The organism is Ochrobactrum sp. MYb379 (assembly GCF_037479515.1).
In the GTDB taxonomy this organism is placed as follows: domain Bacteria; phylum Pseudomonadota; class Alphaproteobacteria; order Rhizobiales; family Rhizobiaceae; genus Brucella.
The window spans coordinates 505,492-523,872 of sequence record NZ_JBBGYW010000002.1 but is presented as its reverse complement, the minus strand read 5'-3'; the positions used below and the strand labels follow the sequence as shown (position 1 = coordinate 523,872).

Below are 18,381 nucleotides of genomic sequence, written 5' to 3'. Positions count from 1 at the left end.
TAATATATAAACTTGGGGAGAATATAATTTTATTCGCAAATTGTAATAATCGCGAGCGCTTGACCGGCTCTTCGTTCCGGCCTATGCCTAAAGCACAAAATTCGTTGGGGTGCCTTCGAAGCAAGATCAGGAAAAGTGCATTGCGGTTTTCCAATCGATCCTGCGACACAAAAGGCTGAGAGACGCTGATCGCGTTAACCCATTGAACCTGATCCGGGTAATACCTGCGTAGGGAACGGAGTTTGGCGCGTCGCGAACAAGGAGGATTCTATCCTCCGTGGGGCAAAGCCCCAAAACCCGTTCATGACGTCTCAATTTTCCGTTCGGAATGAGAGACGACATGATGGACTTAAGACAAAGCCTCTCCCGAACCAAAACGACCGCCAGCAATGGTGCATCTGTGCCTATTTGCGTGACGATTGCGGGTTCTGATAGCGGCGGAGGCGCTGGCATTCAGGCCGACCTCAAAAGCTTTTCGGCACTCAATGTCTATGGCGCAAGCGTGATCACTGCGATCACTGCGCAGAACACATTAGCCGTTACAGCCGTTCACGACATCCCGTCTGAAATCGTTGCTGCACAGATTGATGCGGTCTTCAGCGATCTCAATGTGGCAGCAGTCAAAATCGGCATGGTATCGGTACCGGAAACCATTCAGGCAATCGCCAAGGGCCTCGCGCATTTCTCAGGACCAGTCGTCCTTGATCCGGTGATGGTGGCAAAATCCGGCGATAGGCTGTTAAGCGAGGCCGCGATCTCAACGTTACGCGATAAACTGATCCCACTTGCATGCATTCTGACGCCGAACCGACCAGAGGCAGCCTGCCTGCTCGATTGTTCAATCGCCCGCAACGATGATGAGGCAGAGGAACAAGGGCGCGCTTTGCTCAAGCTCGGTGCAAAGGCCGTGCTGATGAAAGGTGGACATGCCGATGGCGACATCTGCACCGATCTTCTCATCCGCGCCAACCTGCCAACCATCCGTCTGGAAGCGCAGCGCATCTACACACGAAACACCCATGGCACCGGCTGCACGCTTTCATCCGCAATTGCAGCGGGATTTGGCAAAGGCCTTTCGCTGGAACAGGCACTTCGTGAAGCGCACAGCTATCTGCAAGCGGCCATCCGCTCTGCCAACACATTGCAGGTCGGAAGCGGGCACGGCCCCGTGCATCATTTCCACGCTTTGTGGGAGATTGCATAATGCACGTCACCATCATTGGTGCAGGCGTTGCCGGCCTTGCCTGTGCCGCAGAATTTAGCGATCAAGGCCACGCCGTGACCGTGATTGCGAAAAGCACCGCAATCGGTTCTGACAGCTGTTCGTGGTTTGCGGGCGGAATGCTGGCCCCTTGGTGCGAAGGCGAGAGTGCGGAAGAACCTGTCGTCAGGCTGGGGAAGCAAGCGATTGGCTGGTGGGAACGGCATGTGTCGACAGTCCACCGCAAAGGCACGCTCGTCATTTCCCACACACGCGACACGACTGAACTGCGCCGCTTCGCCCGTCGCACGGAAGCCTTCAACACAATTGATTCCGAACAGATCGATGCACTGGAGCCAGACCTTGCAGGCCGTTTCCGGCAGGGGCTTTTCTTTGCTGAAGAAGGCCACCTCAACCCACGCAATACACTGATCGAACTTGCCGAAAATCTGCAAAAGAAAGGCGTCGTCTTTCATCTCGGGCAAGATGCGAAAGATGTAAAAATCGACACCGATATTACCGTCGATGCACGCGGTCTTGCGGCTCGTGATCAGTTGCAGGATCTGCGCGGCGTGAAGGGCGAAATGCTGGTGGTTCGTTCCCGCGACATCAATCTTTCGCGCCCTGTGCGTCTGCTGCATCCGCGTATTCCGCTCTACATCGTGCCACGCGGTGACGGCATTCATATGATCGGCGCGACCATGATTGAGAGCGATGAGAGAGGCGGCATCAGCGTTCGCTCGACGCTGGAAATGTTGAGTGCCGCCTATGCGCTGCATCCGGCATTTGGCGAGGCGGAAATTCTGGAAACCGGCGTCGATGCCCGCCCCGCCTTCCCCGACAATCTGCCGCGTGTGCGTAAACGCGGCCAGACCATCTATGTCAACGGGCTTTACCGGCACGGCTTTCTGCTCTCGCCTGCGGTTGCACGCATGGCGGTTGCGGCAGCAACCGAGGCCGAACAACAACCTGAACTTCTGGAGAACCTGGCATGACCATCGTTTTAAATGGCGAGGTCTTTGAGACCAAAAGCGCCAATCTTTTGGCTCTGCTTGCAGAAATCGAACTTGATGAGGCCGTGGTGGCAACCGCGCTCAATGGCGAATTCATTGCAGGCGATGAACGCGAGGAAACGTTGATCGGCGAAGGCGATCGCATCGAAGTACTCGCACCCATGCAGGGAGGCTAAGATGCTGGATTTTTACGGAAAAACCTTTGAAAGCCGCCTGCTATTGGGAACGGCGCAATATCCATCCCCCTCTATTCTTGCTGACAGCGTTCGCTCGTCAAAGACCGAAATCGTGACAGTCTCGCTGCGGCGCGAGAGCGGGAATATGCGCGCCGGACAAGACTTCTGGACACTGATCAAGGATTTGGGTGTTTCGGTTTTGCCCAATACTGCCGGGTGCCATACCGCACGCGAAGCAGTCACCACGGCAAAAATGGCGCGTGACGTTTTCGGCACCAACTGGATCAAGCTTGAAGTCATCGGCGATCACGACACGTTGCAGCCGGACCCTTTTGGGCTGGTCGAAGCAGCCCGTATTCTCTGCGACGAAGGCTTCGACGTCTTTCCTTATATGAATGACGATCTGGTGGTTGCGGAAAAACTGATTGAGGCAGGCTGCAAGGTGTTGATGCCATGGGGTGCGCCGATTGGTTCAGGTCGCGGCCTCAACAATCCCTATGCGCTTAAAACCATGCGCGCGCATTTCCCCGATATTCCACTGGTCGTCGATGCTGGTATTGGCGTGCCATCGCACGCTGCAACCGCCATGGAACTTGGCTTTGATGCCGTGCTGATCAACACAGCCGTTGCCAAAGCAGGTGATCCATCCGCTATCGCCCGCGCTTTTGCACTCGCTGTTGAAGCTGGTCGCATCGCCTATGAGGCCGATCCGATTGAAGCCCGCGACATGGCTACCCCCTCCACTCCACTACTCGGAAAGGCATTTTTGTAATGGCCCTTGATCCGTTCTACCCGATCTTTGATAGCGCCAGCTGGTGTGAGCGCTTGGTGCCGCTTTGCATCAAACTCGTGCAGCTGCGCATCAAGGATAAGAACGACGCTGAACTGCGTGCAGAAATTCGCGCAGCCCGCGAAATTTGCGCGCGATATGACTGTCAGCTCATCGTCAATGACTACTGGCAACTGGCGATTGAGGAAGGCTGTGACTTCATACATCTCGGTCAAGAAGACCTTGATGATGCCGATCTTGATGCAATCCACGCAAGCGGCGTGAAGCTCGGTGTATCCAGCCATGATGAGGCTGAACTTGATCGCGCATTAGCACTAAAGCCAGCCTATATCGCGCTCGGCCCTGTCTATCCGACCATTCTCAAAAAGATGAAATGGCATGAACAGGGATTGGACCGCGTCAGCCAATGGAAAGCCACACTTGGCGATATTCCGCTTGTTGGCATTGGCGGCATGAATGTCGATCGCGCGCCCGGCGTCTTTAAAGCCGGAGCTGACATTGTATCCGTCGTCACCGACATCACTCTCAATCCTGATCCGGAAGCCCGCGTGCGGCAATGGATCGAAGTTACTAGACCTCATGTAATTTAGTTTCTGGAGGAAACATTGAAAAAACTGATTTTTGCTGCGCTTTTCAGCGCCACGGCTTCGTTCGCCCTGATGTCAGCTCAGGCGGCTCAGGCGAACGACAAATTCAAACTCATACTCGACTGGTATGTGAACCCGGATCATGGCCCAATCATCGTGGCCGACAAGCTCGGTTACTTCAAAGATGCGGGTCTCGATGTGGAAATCATCGCACCGGCGGATGCATCCGTGCCGCCCAAAATGGTTGCGGCTGGACAGGCTGATCTGGCAATTTCCTATCAGCAGCAGGTGCATCTCGATGTTCATGCCGATATTCCGCTGATCCGCGTCGGCACTCTGATCGATTCTCCGCTCAATTGCCTGATGGTGCGTGACGATGGTTCGATCAATTCAATTGCCGATCTCAAAGGCAAGAAGATCGGCTTCTCTGTCGCTGGTGTTGAAGAAACGGTGCTTGGCACCATTCTCAAACGCCACGACATTCCGCTTTCAGATGTCGAACTTATCAATGTGAACTTCTCGCTCGCACCATCGCTGATGTCGAAACAGGTTGATGCAGTGATGGGTGCCTATCGCAATGTTGAACTCAACCAGATGGCGGTTGAAGGGGTTGCGGGCAAATGCTTCTTCGTCGAGGAGGAAGGCGTGCCGGTCTATGACGAGCTGGTTTATGTCGCCAACTCAAACAAGCTGGATGCGAACGAAAAGGAGCGAATTTCGCGCTTTCTAGCAGCCACTGAAAAAGCCGCGCAATATATCGTCAATCATCCAGAGCAAAGCTACGACCTGTTTGCGTCTTATAGTTCTGAACTCAAAGACGAGCTGAACCAGCGCGCCTGGAAAGACACGGTTGCCCGTTTCTCGCGCTCGCCCGCAAGCCTCGATTATGGACGCTGGAGCCGCTACGAAACCTATCTCAAGGATAACGGCCTCGTGCCTTCGATCCTGCCTGTCGAAAAATTCGCAATTGATGTGAATGCAGAAGGCGACAAGTCATGAGTGACACGCTTTATTCATCCGAATTATTCACTCGCCTGCGTGCCGCAACGCTTAATGACTGGAACCCCTATATCGATCATGAATTTGTGCGCGGACTGGGCAACGGCACGCTGCCGAAATCGGCATTCCTGCATTATCTCAGGCAGGACTACGTCTATCTGCATCACTATGCTCGCGCCTTTGCGCTGGGCGTCGTGAAGGCCGGGAGCTTGCAGGAAACGCGGCTCTGCGCCGAGATTATGCATGGGCTGGCGGTCACAGAACTGCCGCTGCATGTCGGAATCTGCGCACGCGAAGGCATAACCGAAGACGATCTTTACAGCACAAAAGAAGAGCCAGAAAACCTCGCCTATACGCGTTATGTGCTTGATTGCGGGCAGGCAGGCGATTTCCTCGACCTGCTGACCGCACTGGTTCCCTGCGCGCATGGCTATGGCGAAATCGGGGTCAATCTCGCAGCCAACGCGAAACCCGGAACACCCTATCAGGAGTGGATCGACACCTATGCGGGCGCTGAGTATCAGGAGATGTGCCACACCGTTGGAAAGCTTTTTGATCAGGCCGCAAAAACCCGCATCGGCACGGATTTCGAGAGCAGCCCACGCTGGCCAAAGCTCTGCCAGATTTTTGCGACCGCAAGCAGGCTTGAAGCGAACTTCTGGTCAATGGGTATTTCTGGGGGTCTCAAAGGAGCATGACGAGCATCGCTCCTCGCTCACGCAAAAAACGCATCGCCGACGGGTTTCTGTCGGCGTTTGCTGTGCTGGCACTTTGGCAGGCTGTGGTGAGCATCTGGCAGATGCCGCGCTTCATCCTGCCCGGCCCGATCGACGTCGTGCAATCGCTTATCACCAATGCACAGTTGATCGCCGATAATGCTGTCGTGACATTTGGTGAAGTGCTGGGCGGGCTGTTTCTCGGCTCTGCCATTGGTATGCTTACAGCGATAGGGCTAATGCTGTCGCCGCTTGTACAACGTCTGGTCATGCCAGTGATTGTGTTCTCTCAGGCGATTCCGATATTTGCGCTCGCTCCGATCTTGACGCTCTGGCTCGGCTATGGACCGGCATCAAAAATCGCCGTCACCATTCTGATGATCTTCTTTCCAGTCGTCTCCACCTTTCTGGATGGAATGCAAAGGACGGATCAGACGCTGATTAATGCCGCCGAAAATCTCGGCGCCAAGCCAATGCAAATTCTATTTCGTGTGCGCATTCCCGCAGCTTTCCCGTCACTCGCTTCGGGGTTAAGTCTTGCTGCCGTCTATGCACCCATCGGTGCCGTGGTGGGCGAATGGGTCGGAGCATCCAAAGGGCTTGGTTATCTGATGCTCCTTGCCAATGGTCGCGCCAAAGTCGATCTGATGTTCGCAAGCCTGTTTGTGCTGGCGGCCTTCACCATGCTTTTACATGCAACAATCTCGCATTTTTCGCGCAAGCTCGCAGTTTGGCCCCAAAAGCTGTAAGGCAGCATTTTTGCCACAGTGACCGAAATGAAATTAAGTTTCTGCATTTTGCCACTTGGCAAATAGATTTGCTCATTTATTGTGCACCCATCTGAAACACTGGCAAGAGGTATGAGATGCGATCCTATCCATTTCCGTCGGTGCCCGGTGTTTGCGCGGGCGCTTTCAAGCTTTAAGTTCTTGGCCCGTACAAGAGGCTAAGGCCTCACCGCCCTCCCTCAAAGGGCATATTCCTAAACACTTCCAAATTTGCCGCAGCTATTTTCAGCTGTTTGTTTTGTCTTCGTTTTCAAACATCGTCCGACGCGAAGCCGCTTCGTGCTTTTAATGAAAATGATTTTAAAGGAACCAGAATCCGTCTTAGTGCGGCCTGGTATAATTCATATGACTCGGTTTCGTATCAATTTCCGGGGACCTGCTTTCCGCAATGTCCTCGGCTACACCGTCAGCCACTGGCGAAGTCAGCCTCTGCGGCTGACGCTGATCATTATCAGCATGCTGCTTGCAACAGCCGCAGACGTCCTCACACCTCTCTATTCAGGGAAGCTGGTTGATGCGCTTTCGCTTGGACAGGATGGCGCATGGGATGCAGCCATTCACGCGCTGATCATTCTGCTTGTCTTAGGCGCAGTTGCTTTGATCACACGTCAGCTCACCTTCTATGTCATCACGGATTTCACGTTGAAAATCATGAGCGACATGGCTGCGAGCGCGTTTCACAAGCTACAGCGTTTTTCAACCGACTGGCACGCAAATGCCTTTGCCGGATCGACCGTGCGTAAGGTTTCGCGTGGCATGTGGGCGCTTGATCTGCTCAATGATACGTTGCTGCTTGCGCTGCTGCCGTCGATCTTGATGCTGCTCGGATCAGTCGCACTTCTCGCATGGTACTGGCCGATGATGGGTCTGCTGGTATTCATTGGTTCAGTGCTGTTCATCGTCTGCACGATTGTGATTTCGCTTGGCTTTGTTGCGCCTGCCGCAACTCTTGCCAACAGCTGGGACACACGCATGGGCGGCGCTTTGGCTGATGCGATTTCTTGCAATGCGGTTGTGAAAGCATTCGGTGCTGAAACCCGCGAAGATGGACGTCTTGCCAAGGTCGTCACCAAATGGCGCGGACGCACACGTCGCACATGGCTGATCGGCACGCTCAACGGCTTCATTCAGGGTGCAAACCTGTTGATCATGCGTGGCGTGGTCATTGGCTTTGCGCTTTATCTCTGGAGCCAGGGCAAAGCGACCGCAGGTGACATTACGTTTGTTCTGACCGCCTTCTTCATGTTGCAGGGCTATCTGCGCGATGTGGGTATGCATATCCGCAACCTGCAACGCTCGGTCAACGACATGGAAGAGCTGGTTCAGATCGAAGCCGAACCTTACGGTATTGCTGATAGGTCGGGTGCTGGTGCAATCCAGATTGGAAATGGCGAGATCACGTTTGATAACGTCACCTTCCATTATGGCAGCCACGACACGCCGCTTTATCGCGACTTCTCGGTTAGGATCGAAGCTGGCGAGCGCGTTGGTCTGGTCGGCCATTCGGGTTCGGGCAAGACGACATTCGTTAAGCTCATCCAGCGTCTCTATGATGTGAGTGGCGGTGCCATCAAAATCGATGGACAGAACATTGCCGAAGTCACGCAGGCTTCGCTCAGATCGCAGATTGCTATCGTGCAGCAGGAACCAATCCTGTTTCACCGCACGCTGGCTGAAAACATCGCCTATGCTCGCCCCGGCGCAACACAAGCCCAGATCGAGCATGCAGCGATGCTTGCCAGTGCGCATGAGTTTATCATGCGCTTGCCAAAGGGCTATGCAACGCTTGTCGGTGAACGTGGTGTGAAACTTTCGGGTGGTGAACGTCAGCGTGTGGCGATTGCCCGTGCATTTCTGGCGGATGCGCCAATTCTTATTCTGGACGAGGCAACATCGAGCCTTGATTCAGAATCGGAAGTGCTGATCCAGCAAGCGATGGAACGGCTGATGATCGGTCGTACCACACTTGTGATTGCACATAGGCTTTCAACGGTTCGTGCACTCGATCGGCTGTTGGTCTTTGACAGAGGCAATATCGTCGAAGAAGGCGATCATGATGCGCTTATCCGTAAGCCTGGTGGTATCTATCGTCGTATGTTCGAACGGCAGGCCTTGGAACTGACCAAAGGTCTTGATTTATCTTAAGATGGAATGGGCCGGGAAACCGGCCCATTTTATTTGGAAACCTTGCCGGATGATTGGCGAATAATCAGCTTGTAATCGATATGCCGCGACGGCGATGCCTCGCTGGTTTCTATCTGGCTCAAAAGCATATCCACCGCATCATAGGTCATTTCGCGGATCGGCTGATGCACGGTGGTGATCTGCGGCGATACCATGCTCGAAATCGCACTATCATCGAACCCAACAATGGTCAGCTCATTTGGCACGTCGATCTTATGATCATAGGCTATTTGCAGAACGGCTGCCGCCATATCGTCATTCGATGCAAAAATCGCAGTGGGTCTGTTCTTCAGCGACAAGAGTTTGCGGCCAGCCTCCAGACCGCTTGCAAAGCTAAAACCACCCTCCGCCTCATAATCAGGATTATGCGCAATTCCCGCCTGGTCGAGCATTTTGCGGTAACCCTCGACGCGCAATTGCGCTGAGCGGTGCGTCAGATCTCCGATCACAATTGCAATCTTACGGTGCCCCAGATCGAGCAAATATTGCATCAGATCGCAAGCCGCTTTCTCGTCATCAATGGCAATGCTATCTGTCGGATGCACACCAAAATCACCAGCCACGCGCGTAAAAGGCATCGCGGATGCAATCAGTTCCTGCAAAATCTCAGGATCATCCGACATCGGCGGTGTTACGATAATTCCATCAAGACCCGACGCATGGGCGGTCTCAATCAGCGATCCGCGAATATCTGCACGGTTCTCGACCGGAAATATCAAAAGCCGGTAGCGCGTGCCGCGCAAACGATCCAGCGCGCCTATCTGTAGTTCGGTTACATAGCTTTGGCTCGGATTTTCAAAGAAAAGTCCGATCAGATGCGAGCGGCGTTCGACCAGATTACGCGCCGCAGCATTGGGGCGATAGCGCAGCTCGGCGCCTGCCAGTTTGACCTTTTCGCGGATCGTATCGCGGACATTCGGCTCGTCATTATAAACACGCGAAACTGTCTTGATAGACACGCCTGCCAAACGCGCCACATCGTGGATCGTCGCTCTCTTATTGGATGCGGCCATGGCCGTTATGCACTCTCCCCAGTGATATGGCCAATTTAGTATCTGCTTTGCAGATCAACGCAAAGAGTTAAATGGAGCATATCTTGGAACGGGTGAGAAAGCGCTTTTCGCGACCATTATCGAGTGAGAACATACCGCCGCGCCCTGGAATGACATCGATGATGAGTTCGGTATGTTTCCACGCTTCATATTGCGCACCGCTGATATAAAACGGCGCACCGCCGATTTCACCGAGCTTCACATCGGCATCCGATAGTAACAAATCGCCCTGCGGATAACACATCGGTGACGATCCATCGCAACAACCGCCCGACTGGTGAAACATGATCGGACCATATTCGGCCTGCAACTCGGCGATCAGCTCCAGCGCTGCGTCAGTGGCAGTGACCTGCTCTTGTTCAGAGACTTGTGGCATGGTTCCTCCTCCTTTAGAGCGCATTTCGATCTGATCAAATCAAATCGGCGCTCTACAGTCTTTTACTTGAAGCATAATCTTATCGATCTTCGTTGAACGAAGGTCGGATTATGCTCTAACAAAGCCGCCGCATCACTACGGCGGCTTTACTTCTTTGTATCTGCGCATGTCTTTTGCCCCAAAACCGGTTCCCACTTTTGGGAGACATGCTTTATTATCGCAGCATTACTGCGTCAGGTCCATCACGACGCGGCCTTCGATCTGGCCAGCGCGCATTTCATCAAAGATCACATTGATATTATCGATCTTGTCGGTGCGGATGGTGGCCTTAACCTTGCCTTCAGCGGCAAAGTCAATCGACTCCTGCAAATCAAGACGTGTGCCGACGATGGAACCGCGAACGGTGACGCCATTGAGCACCATATTGAAGATCGAAAGCGGAAATTCACCGGCTGGCAGGCCGTTCAAGGCGATCGTGCCACCGCGAGCCGCCATGCCAATGGCCTGTTCAAAAGCCTTTGGTGAAACCGCTGTCACCAGAACGCCCTGCGCGCCGCCGTCGGTCTCTTTCTTGATATAGGCTGCCGGATCATTATGCGTCTTGGCATTGACGGTAACCGTTGCGCCCAACTTGCGCGCAAGATCAAGTTTCTTGTCGTCAATATCCACAGCAGCAACATTCAGACCCATAGCCTTAGCATATTGCACCGCCATATGGCCAAGACCGCCAATACCAGAAATCACCACCCAATCGCCCGGTTTTGTATCTGTGACCTTGAGGCCCTTATAGACAGTCACACCGGCACAGAGGATCGGCGCAATCTCGTTAAACGAGATGTTTTTTGGCAGATGACCGACGAAATTCGGATCAGCAACAACATAATCGGCAAAGCCGCCATTGACCGAATAGCCAGTGTTTTGCTGCTCTTCGCAAAGGGTTTCCCAACCGCCAAGACAATGCACGCAATGACCGCAAGCCGTGTAAAGCCAGGGAATACCGACGCGGTCGCCTTCCTTCACATGCTTGACGCCACGACCAACCGCCGAGACAAAACCAACGCCTTCATGGCCCGGAATAAATGGCGGATTTGGCTTTACCGGCCAATCGCCTTCGGCAGCATGAAGATCGGTGTGGCACACGCCCGATGCCTGAATTGCTACCTGAATCTGGCCATCGCCCGGCACCGGAATTGGTACTTCATCAATGGTTAGTGGTTTGCCGAATTCGCGAACCACGGCAGCTTTCATTGTCTTAGCCATTACGAGAACATCCTTCTAAATTTTGGGTCGGATAGACAGGCACAAAGTCCTGCCGACCCGACCCTTTCCTGGGAGGAAACAGGGGGGAGCGGCTTCAAAATTATTTCTTTGAAGCCGCACTGAATCAGTGAAATTGCAAAGGCGACGACCCGCGGCTGATATACCGCGGATCGCTTTCATTCTTAGAAGAAGCCAAGCTTCTTCGGGCTGTAGCTCACAAGCATGTTCTTGGTCTGCTGGTAATGATCGAGCATTTTGAGGTGGTTTTCGCGACCGATACCCGACTGCTTGTAGCCACCGAATGCAGCATGGGCCGGATAGGCGTGGTAGCAGTTTGTCCAGACACGACCTGCCTGAATGGCGCGACCAAAGCGATAAGCGCGTGTGCCATCACGTGTCCAGACACCGGCACCAAGGCCATAAAGCGTGTCGTTGGCAATCGCGAGCGCTTCAGCATCGTCCTTAAACGTGGTGACCGAAACAACAGGGCCGAAGATTTCCTCCTGGAAAATCCGCATCTTGTTGGTGCCCTTGAACACGGTCGGCTTAACGTAATAGCCGCCTGCCAGATCACCAGCCAGTTCATTACGCCCGCCGCCGGTCAGCACTTCCGCGCCTTCCTGCTTGCCGATGTCGATATAGCTCAGGATTTTTTCGAGCTGTTCGCTGGATGCCTGCGCACCGATCATGGTTGCCGGATCAAGCGGATCACCCTGAACGATAGCTTCAACGCGCTTCAATGCCCGTTCCATGAACTTATCGTAGATTTTTTCATGGATCAGCGCACGGCTTGGGCAAGTACAGACTTCGCCCTGATTGAGCGCAAACATAACAAAGCCTTCGATTGCCTTGTCGAAGTAATCATCATCTTCAGCGGTTACGTCCGAGAAGAAGATATTTGGCGACTTGCCACCCAGTTCCAGCGTCACCGGAATAAGGTTCTGACTGGCATATTGCATGATCAAACGACCGGTTGTCGTTTCACCAGTGAAAGCGATCTTGGCAATGCGCGGGCTTGATGCAAGCGGCTTGCCAGCTTCTAGGCCAAAACCATTGACCACATTCAGCACGCCCGCTGGCAGAAGATCGCCGATCACTTCCATCAGAACGAGGATGGAAGCCGGTGTCTGTTCAGCAGGCTTCAACACCACGCAGTTACCTGCAGCAAGTGCTGGTGCGAGCTTCCACACAGCCATCAACAGTGGGAAGTTCCACGGAATAATTTGGCCGACAACGCCCAGCGGTTCGTGGAAGTGATAGGCAACCGTATCGTGATCGATTTCGGAAATACCGCCTTCCTGCGCACGGATTGCACCAGCGAAATAGCGGAAGTGATCGATTGCCAGCGGCAAATCGGCATGGGTGGTTTCACGGATCGGCTTGCCGTTATCCCATGTTTCTGCCGCTGCCAGCTTTGGCAGATTGGCTTCAATCCGATCGGCGATCTTATTGAGGATTACAGCGCGTTCAGCCGGACTTGTTTTCCCCCAAGCTTCTTTGGCTGCGTGTGCTGCATCAAGTGCTGCGTCGATATCTGCCGCATCAGAACGAGCGACTTCGCAAAGCACCTGACCATTGACCGGCGATGTATTTTCAAAATAGCGGCCCGACTTGGGTTCAACCCATTTGCCGCCGATGAAATTGCCATAACGTTTGGCAAACTCCGGCTTTACGGAGCGATGAAATTCAACCTTGTTCATTATTTCCTCCCAAAATTCAACGCCGCTCCTACGGCGTTTCAGACACAATGTGGCGCGGCTCTTGGGAGGAGTCATCCAGCGCTGGATAGTATGCTGTATCAATGTGTCTCAATAATGCGACACAATTCAAAAACTAATTGGGTCTTATGATTTTCAGGCGATTAAGCTTGCGATGAAGCGTGGCGCGGCTGATGCCCAGAAGCTTTGCAGCCGATGAGACATTGCCTTCTGAACGTGCAATGGCGCGCAAAATAACGCTACGCTCAGACTCTGCCATATCCTCACGCGGATCGGCATTCCAGCCAAGCAGGTCGGCAGCAGGCAGCGCGGTCGAAAGCGCTTCATCGGTCAGATCAAGCGAAAGACGCGCCGCACGTGTGGCACCAATGACGAGGTCATCCTTATCGACCGCAATCAATGCGCCGCCAGTTCTGTCGGCACTTGGCGCAAGCACGATACGCGCATCTGGAAAAGCCTGGCGGAAATTCTCGGCCTCAATGCGGCGCGCCGCATCAATTACCGCAACAGAAATCAGCTGCACGAAGGCTTCCGTCAAATCGCTGCGGCAGGACGAAACATCAAGCGCTGCCATAATGCGTCCCTGATGGTCATGGATTGGCGCGACTGTGCAGGAAAGCCCGATATTGCGGGTGTGAAAATGCTGGTCGCGATGGATGGTCAGCGCGCGCTGTTCAGCAATGCAGGTGCCAATGCCATTGGTGCCTTCAACGGCTTCGCTCCACACGGCACCCGTCCACAGACCCCAATCGTAAAACGTATCGTCATCACCCGCAGCACCGCGACGTTCGACCGGCACACCTTGGCTATCAGCCAGAAGCACACAGCAGCCAACGCCGCCAACCGCCATGTAAAGCCGGTCCATGCTGGCTTGTGCGATACTGATCACACGTTCCATGCGCTGACGTGTCGTGCGTAATTCATTATCGGATAGCGTTTGAACAGACCCTACCTGCGAGGGATCAAGCCCATAAAGGCGGGAGGAGCGTCGCCACGAGGCGACAAGTGCTGAGCGCGCCGCACCGCCCGTATCAATTGCGGACTGAATACGGTCAGCATGAATCCTGTCTTGCGGTGCACCCATGTTTTCCTCCCAGAAAGGCTGGAAACCGCCTAATGAGTGGATAATGACTTTTTATCGGACGGGTTGCAAGCGAACCGTTACACGACTTTCGCAGGTTCGACGAAAGTCTCAAGGGCTGCGACTTCCATCGCATTCATCCGCAGGCCAAGTTTGGTCCGGCGCCAGAGAATATCTTCTGCCGTATGCGCCCATTCATGCTCGATGAGATAGCGCACTTCCGCTTCATAAAGGTCGGCACCCAAATGTCGGCCAAGCTCGGCAAGTGATGTGGCGTTACCAAGCAAAACACGTGCGCGCGTTCCGTAAAGCTTGAACAGACGGCGGGCGTGGATCGCTGACAAAAACGGATAATCGGCTTTCAGCTTTTCCAATTCGCGATCAAAAGCCGTTGCTTCGAAATCACCTCCCGGCAGAGATGCGGCGTGGGTCCATGGCGCACCCTTTTTGCCCAAGTGATGCTCGATCTTCTCCAGCATATGTTCGGCCAGCCTGCGCGCGGTGGTCAACTTGCCGCCGAACACATTGATCAGCGGGGCAGCGCCCTGCGGCGCATCTTCTTTGAGCACATAATCGCGGGTTGCTTCCTGTGCCTTGCTGGCACCATCATCATAAAGCGGACGCACGCCGGAATAGGTCCAGACAATATCTTCAATGCGCACAGGCTCACGGAAATATTCGCTGGCACAGGCACAAAGATAATCGGTTTCCTTGTCGCTGATCGCAACCTTCGCCGGATCACCTTTATAATCCTGATCAGTCGTGCCGATCAGCGTGAAATCATCCTCATAAGGGATTGCGAAGATGATGCGTCCATCATTGTTCTGGAAGAAATAGGAGCGCGGATCGGAAAACTTCTTGCGCACAACGATGTGACTGCCCTGCACCAACCGCACATTGTGCAACTGACGTTCACCTTCGACACCTTCCAGTACCTTGTCCGCCCATGGACCTGCGGCATTGACCAAAAGGCGCGCGCGAAATTCTTCGCGAAGACCCGTATCGATGTTTTCCAGCGTCACTGTCCAGGCTTCATGGTCGCGACGGGCAGAGATAACCTTAGTGCGCGTGCGGATCATCGCACCGCGATCAGCGGCGTCACGTGCGGTGAGTGCTGTAAAACGCGCATCATCCACCCAGCAATCCGAATATTCGAAAGCCTTGGTGAAAAGCGGCTTGAGTGGTGCGGCGACCGGATCGGTCCGCATATCCAGCGTGCGGGTTGCAGGCAGCATTTTGCGGCCACCCAGATGATCATAGAGAAACAACCCAAGGCGCAGCAGCCATGCCGGACGCACACCGCCCTTATGAAAAGGCAGCACAAAACGCATAGGATGAATGATGTGAGGGGCATTTGCCCAAAGCACTTCGCGCTCCATCAGCGCTTCGCGTACCAGACGAAACTCGTAATGCTCCAGATAGCGCAAACCGCCATGGATAAGCTTGGTGGCCCGCGATGAAGTGCCGCTCGCCAGATCATTCATCTCGGCAAGACCGACGGAAAAGCCGCGCCCTATAGCATCGCGGGCAATGCCGCAGCCATTGATGCCGCCACCGATTACGAAAATGTCGAATATTTCATGCTGCGCCATGGTGAACCCTGAAGATCATCTCCAACCACCAAAACGAATATAATTTATTTAATACGAAAGCAAAACGAAAATGAAACGAAACTACGATTCTTTCTCTTCGGAAGAGCTAAGCGGGGCGGTTTCAATCATCTCAACCTCATTCTCGCGGCATAAATCACGCAATTGCCGCGACGGGCAGCGGTCAGTTATAAACGTATGGACCTGCGATATGTGGCCAAGGCGCACAGGTGCTGTGCGTTCGAGCTTGGTTGAGTCGCTTACCAGAATAACGTGACGCGCATTGGCGATGATCGCCTGCGCGACTTTCACTTCGCGGAAATCAAAATCCAGCAGCGCACCATCCTCATCCATCGCCGATGCGCCGATGATTGCGTAATCCACCTTGAACTGGCGGATGAAATCCACTGCCGCCTCACCCACGATGCCGCCATCAGAAGCGCGCACAACACCACCTGCAATCACCACTTCGATTTCAGGGTAAACGCGCAGCGTATTGGCAACATTGATGTTGTTGGTGATGACCATCAAGTTGTTGTGGTCGATCAGCGCATGACTGACGGCCTCGGTGGTCGTACCGATATTGATAAACAGCGATGCCCCATCGGGAATCATTTCGGCTGCCGCACGCCCAATCAATTCCTTTTCATTGGCTGCAATACGGCGGCGCGCTTCATATTCCATATTCTCTACGCCCGACGGATAAAGCGCGCCACCATGAATGCGGCGCAGCAATCGTGCCTTGCAAAGATCGTTGAGATCTTTACGCACCGTCTGCGGCGTTACGTCGAAAGCGACTGCCAAATCATCCACCAGAACTTGCCCCTGTCGGCGCGCGATATCCAAAATTGCATTGTGACGAGGGGTAAGCTGCATGGTGTTCCCGGCATGGAATTATTCTAACAATTAATTCGTAATTTCGCTGTTTTGCAAAAGAAAGCAACCACCTGATGACAAAACAGGCGGAAACTCACCATCTCTGCCCCTCATTGGAGGTATCGCCAAATAAACCTCCGTTTATTTCGAATCCGAAAGTTTTTCATTTCAGAAAGATACCGTTCAAAAGATAGCAAAAAGCCTCACGATCTTTGAGTGAACCTACACCTTCCGAATATAAATAAGCCAAACAAACATATTTCCCAGATCGTTAATTTAAATATTATTCAGATAATCCTTATTTCTTTGAGAAAAGGACCACAGATAAAATTGGTAATGGCGCCTTTATCCTATCAGTAAATGTGAAACATATATTCTTATCTGAAGGGGTTAGCTATGTCTAAACTGGGTATCTTTTTCATTTCCGTCGCACTTGTTCTTTTCAGTGGCAGTGCGTTTGCTCAAAGCGTGAATGTAGACAACAATACAAACTCGTCATCGCAAGCCGGAGCGACAGCTATTGCTGTTGGCGGCGGCGGAAATTCACCGAGCAAAATCAAAACAACGGTACCGGCTTTTGCACCGGGCCTCGTGGCCGCAGGTGTCCATTCCTGCGCGGGTTCAACAAGCGTGGGTGTCGGCGCAACCGGCTGGGGGTTGGGCTTTGGCAGCACTTATGAAATGCGTGAATGTAACCGCCGTGCCTATGCAGCAGCACTTCTAGGCATGGGTCAAAACAGAGCCGCACTCGATCTGATTTGTCTGAACAAGGAAGTCAGAGCGTCGCTGAATGCAACGGGCGTGGTCTGCCCTTCACAAGGCATAGCGACAGCACAAGCAACACCGCGCCGGGCACGACAGGCACCGCTTTTTGCATCTGTATCGAATGAAGAACCAGCTGCAATTCCAGCCAGTGCCCGTACAAGAACTGCACCGTCGCAGCCGATAACAGGAAAGCGAACTTATTCTGCCAAAGCGCTCGGGCTGAGTTCTGATCAGCTGCGCGCCAAGGGATGTGTTCTGCGCAATACAGCAAACAATGGACAAGCCTGGCACTGCTCGCGCCCTCTGATGTGAAGATCAGCACATATGCCCGGCCCAAAGAGGCTTTCAAAGAAGCTTTGGGCCGGCAACTCTGCGGTATAGCCCCTTGAGCATAAAGCCTGGCAGCAAGCGGATGGGCAGCGGGGTGTATCGTCAGGATATGCCGACCGAAACAAGATCGGGAACTCATTCAACACGTGGAGGACATCTCATCATGAAGAAAATTCTTATTGCTTCTCTCACACTTCTTGCAGCCGGCGCTCTGCCAGCAGCCGCGCAGACGGTAAACTGGAATGGTAGCTTTGGCGGTGCAAGTGGTGCTGGTTCTGCTGTTACCGGCGGTTTTGCGTTCGGCGCAGGCTCTACTGCGGCAGGTCAGGCAGCCACCACCGGCTGGGCAGAGGGCAAAGGCACAGTTGTCGGCATTGGCGGCAAGGTCGGACATTATGGCGGTAGTGCAGGAATAGGCTCCGGCTATTTCACCTCCGGCTCAGGCGGTCAGTCCGCTGCCATGGCGCAATCTGGCACAGGCTTTCTTGGCGGGAGTTCCGCAGGCACAGCCTTTGGCACCACATCCGGAGGATCTTCCGGCAGCATCAGCCTTCGTCGTTAACCAAAATCAGGCTGGCTGGAACTGGAGCGGTTATCTGTTGAGAGAAAGCCATCGACCCAAAGGCTCGACAGACAATTTTTCCAGAGCAAAAAACAGAAGCGGAACCGCATCAGGCGTCCATCCGCTCAGAAAAGAATGAGAGCCCCCTCAAAGGATACCCACTCTCATTCTGTAGGGGCAGGTGAAAATCTGCCCCTACCCCCTCATCTCAGAAGATCAGATGAGGCTCTACCTGCATTCCAAAAGCTAAGAAGCGCCGGCTGTTCAATTCAGGCGACGCTTCATAGTTTTTGGTATTGATAATGTTAGCATGTAAAA

At 53.6% G+C, this 18,381-nt stretch carries 18 protein-coding genes and 1 riboswitch; of the genes, 11 read left to right on the top strand and 7 right to left on the bottom strand.

The window, feature by feature from the left end; genetic code table 11:
* Positions 1–95 precede the first annotated feature (95 nt).
* A riboswitch (TPP riboswitch) is annotated at positions 96–252 on the top strand.
* A gap of 91 nt (positions 253–343) precedes the next feature.
* From thiD to WH356_RS06535, 9 genes are all read left to right on the top strand, one after another.
* Positions 344–1,204, top strand: a complete 861-nt coding sequence (gene thiD / locus WH356_RS06575) for a bifunctional hydroxymethylpyrimidine kinase/phosphomethylpyrimidine kinase (protein ID WP_339509524.1) — start codon at positions 344–346, stop codon at positions 1,202–1,204.
* Positions 1,204–2,196, top strand: coding sequence for a glycine oxidase ThiO (gene thiO / locus WH356_RS06570; RefSeq protein ID WP_339509379.1), 993 nt, complete (start codon positions 1,204–1,206; stop codon positions 2,194–2,196). The genes thiD and thiO overlap by 1 nt, the downstream gene beginning before the upstream one ends.
* Positions 2,193–2,390 (top strand): sulfur carrier protein ThiS, encoded by a 198-nt coding sequence (thiS, locus tag WH356_RS06565; protein WP_113487427.1) that lies wholly within the window; start codon positions 2,193–2,195, stop codon positions 2,388–2,390. Before thiO ends, thiS begins: the two co-directional genes overlap by 4 nt.
* A 1-nt stretch (position 2,391) precedes the next feature.
* On the top strand, positions 2,392–3,162 hold the full coding sequence (locus tag WH356_RS06560) for a thiazole synthase (RefSeq protein ID WP_339509378.1): 771 nt from the start codon (positions 2,392–2,394) through the stop codon (positions 3,160–3,162).
* Positions 3,162–3,770 (top strand): thiamine phosphate synthase, encoded by a 609-nt coding sequence (locus WH356_RS06555; RefSeq protein ID WP_339509377.1) that lies wholly within the window; start codon positions 3,162–3,164, stop codon positions 3,768–3,770. The genes WH356_RS06560 and WH356_RS06555 overlap by 1 nt, the downstream gene beginning before the upstream one ends.
* A gap of 15 nt (positions 3,771–3,785) precedes the next feature.
* A complete protein-coding gene (locus tag WH356_RS06550) occupies positions 3,786–4,766 on the top strand; it encodes an ABC transporter substrate-binding protein (protein ID WP_339509376.1) in 981 nt (326 codons plus the stop codon).
* Positions 4,763–5,464 carry a thiaminase II gene (gene tenA, locus WH356_RS06545; protein ID WP_339509375.1) on the top strand — a complete coding sequence of 234 codons (702 nt, stop codon included), beginning with the start codon at positions 4,763–4,765 and terminating at the stop codon, positions 5,462–5,464. The genes WH356_RS06550 and tenA overlap by 4 nt, the downstream gene beginning before the upstream one ends.
* Positions 5,461–6,231 carry an ABC transporter permease gene (locus WH356_RS06540; RefSeq protein ID WP_339509374.1) on the top strand — a complete coding sequence of 257 codons (771 nt, stop codon included), beginning with the start codon at positions 5,461–5,463 and terminating at the stop codon, positions 6,229–6,231. The genes tenA and WH356_RS06540 overlap by 4 nt, the downstream gene beginning before the upstream one ends.
* A gap of 384 nt (positions 6,232–6,615) precedes the next feature.
* Positions 6,616–8,415, top strand: a complete 1,800-nt coding sequence (locus tag WH356_RS06535; RefSeq protein WP_339509373.1) for an ABC transporter ATP-binding protein — start codon at positions 6,616–6,618, stop codon at positions 8,413–8,415.
* 29 nt (positions 8,416–8,444) lie between these two features.
* On the opposite strand, the gene WH356_RS06530 is transcribed toward WH356_RS06535, so the two are convergent.
* The 7 genes from WH356_RS06530 to WH356_RS06500 form a co-directional block, all read right to left on the bottom strand.
* Positions 8,445–9,467: a LacI family DNA-binding transcriptional regulator gene (locus WH356_RS06530; RefSeq protein ID WP_310012399.1), complete on the bottom strand. Its 1,023-nt coding sequence runs from the start codon at positions 9,465–9,467 to the stop codon at positions 8,445–8,447.
* Positions 9,468–9,534: 67 nt separating this feature from the next.
* Entirely contained in the window at positions 9,535–9,882 is a 348-nt protein-coding gene (locus WH356_RS06525; protein ID WP_339509372.1) for a DUF779 domain-containing protein, read from the bottom strand.
* A 225-nt stretch (positions 9,883–10,107) separates the two neighbouring features.
* Positions 10,108–11,142 (bottom strand): alcohol dehydrogenase AdhP, encoded by a 1,035-nt coding sequence (adhP, locus tag WH356_RS06520; RefSeq protein WP_339509371.1) that lies wholly within the window; start codon positions 11,140–11,142, stop codon positions 10,108–10,110.
* Between the two features lie 182 nt (positions 11,143–11,324).
* Complete coding sequence (adh, locus tag WH356_RS06515; RefSeq protein WP_339509370.1) at positions 11,325–12,842, bottom strand: aldehyde dehydrogenase; 1,518 nt, start codon at positions 12,840–12,842, stop codon at positions 11,325–11,327.
* Positions 12,843–12,975: 133 nt separating this feature from the next.
* The gene (locus WH356_RS06510; RefSeq protein WP_339509369.1) at positions 12,976–13,944 is read right to left on the bottom strand and encodes a GAF domain-containing protein; all 969 of its coding nucleotides are present in this window, start codon (positions 13,942–13,944) and stop codon (positions 12,976–12,978) included.
* 77 nt (positions 13,945–14,021) lie between these two features.
* Positions 14,022–15,533 (bottom strand): glycerol-3-phosphate dehydrogenase, encoded by a 1,512-nt coding sequence (glpD, locus tag WH356_RS06505; RefSeq protein WP_339509368.1) that lies wholly within the window; start codon positions 15,531–15,533, stop codon positions 14,022–14,024.
* An 81-nt stretch (positions 15,534–15,614) separates the two neighbouring features.
* Positions 15,615–16,406 carry a DeoR/GlpR family DNA-binding transcription regulator gene (locus tag WH356_RS06500; RefSeq protein ID WP_339509367.1) on the bottom strand — a complete coding sequence of 264 codons (792 nt, stop codon included), beginning with the start codon at positions 16,404–16,406 and terminating at the stop codon, positions 15,615–15,617.
* A gap of 396 nt (positions 16,407–16,802) precedes the next feature.
* Here WH356_RS06500 and WH356_RS06495 point away from each other — a divergent pair, with 396 nt between their 5' ends.
* Together WH356_RS06495 and WH356_RS06490 are read left to right on the top strand one after the other, a co-directional pair.
* Entirely contained in the window at positions 16,803–17,483 is a 681-nt protein-coding gene (locus tag WH356_RS06495; protein ID WP_339509366.1) for a hypothetical protein, read from the top strand.
* A 181-nt stretch (positions 17,484–17,664) separates the two neighbouring features.
* Positions 17,665–18,063: a hypothetical protein gene (locus WH356_RS06490; RefSeq protein ID WP_339509365.1), complete on the top strand. Its 399-nt coding sequence runs from the start codon at positions 17,665–17,667 to the stop codon at positions 18,061–18,063.
* Positions 18,064–18,381 lie beyond the last annotated feature (318 nt).

What these genes read in the sequence shown, in the direction of transcription:
- thiD (WP_339509524.1), top strand. Translation starts at nt 344, where the DNA reads ATGGACTTAAGACAAAGCCTCTCCCGAACCAAAACGACCGCCAGCAAT.
- WH356_RS06560 (WP_339509378.1), top strand. Translation starts at nt 2,392, where the DNA reads ATGCTGGATTTTTACGGAAAAACCTTTGAAAGCCGCCTGCTATTGGGA.
- WH356_RS06495 (WP_339509366.1), top strand. Translation starts at nt 16,803, where the DNA reads ATGTCTAAACTGGGTATCTTTTTCATTTCCGTCGCACTTGTTCTTTTC.
- WH356_RS06525 (WP_339509372.1), bottom strand. Translation starts at nt 9,882, where the DNA reads ATGCCACAAGTCTCTGAACAAGAGCAGGTCACTGCCACTGACGCAGCG.
- thiO (WP_339509379.1), top strand. Translation starts at nt 1,204, where the DNA reads ATGCACGTCACCATCATTGGTGCAGGCGTTGCCGGCCTTGCCTGTGCC.
- WH356_RS06555 (WP_339509377.1), top strand. Translation starts at nt 3,162, where the DNA reads ATGGCCCTTGATCCGTTCTACCCGATCTTTGATAGCGCCAGCTGGTGT.
- WH356_RS06500 (WP_339509367.1), bottom strand. Translation starts at nt 16,406, where the DNA reads ATGCAGCTTACCCCTCGTCACAATGCAATTTTGGATATCGCGCGCCGA.
- WH356_RS06535 (WP_339509373.1), top strand. Translation starts at nt 6,616, where the DNA reads ATGACTCGGTTTCGTATCAATTTCCGGGGACCTGCTTTCCGCAATGTC.
- glpD (WP_339509368.1), bottom strand. Translation starts at nt 15,533, where the DNA reads ATGGCGCAGCATGAAATATTCGACATTTTCGTAATCGGTGGCGGCATC.
- adhP (WP_339509371.1), bottom strand. Translation starts at nt 11,142, where the DNA reads ATGGCTAAGACAATGAAAGCTGCCGTGGTTCGCGAATTCGGCAAACCA.
- WH356_RS06490 (WP_339509365.1), top strand. Translation starts at nt 17,665, where the DNA reads ATGAAGAAAATTCTTATTGCTTCTCTCACACTTCTTGCAGCCGGCGCT.
- adh (WP_339509370.1), bottom strand. Translation starts at nt 12,842, where the DNA reads ATGAACAAGGTTGAATTTCATCGCTCCGTAAAGCCGGAGTTTGCCAAA.
- WH356_RS06540 (WP_339509374.1), top strand. Translation starts at nt 5,461, where the DNA reads ATGACGAGCATCGCTCCTCGCTCACGCAAAAAACGCATCGCCGACGGG.
- tenA (WP_339509375.1), top strand. Translation starts at nt 4,763, where the DNA reads ATGAGTGACACGCTTTATTCATCCGAATTATTCACTCGCCTGCGTGCC.
- WH356_RS06530 (WP_310012399.1), bottom strand. Translation starts at nt 9,467, where the DNA reads ATGGCCGCATCCAATAAGAGAGCGACGATCCACGATGTGGCGCGTTTG.
- WH356_RS06510 (WP_339509369.1), bottom strand. Translation starts at nt 13,944, where the DNA reads ATGGGTGCACCGCAAGACAGGATTCATGCTGACCGTATTCAGTCCGCA.
- thiS (WP_113487427.1), top strand. Translation starts at nt 2,193, where the DNA reads ATGACCATCGTTTTAAATGGCGAGGTCTTTGAGACCAAAAGCGCCAAT.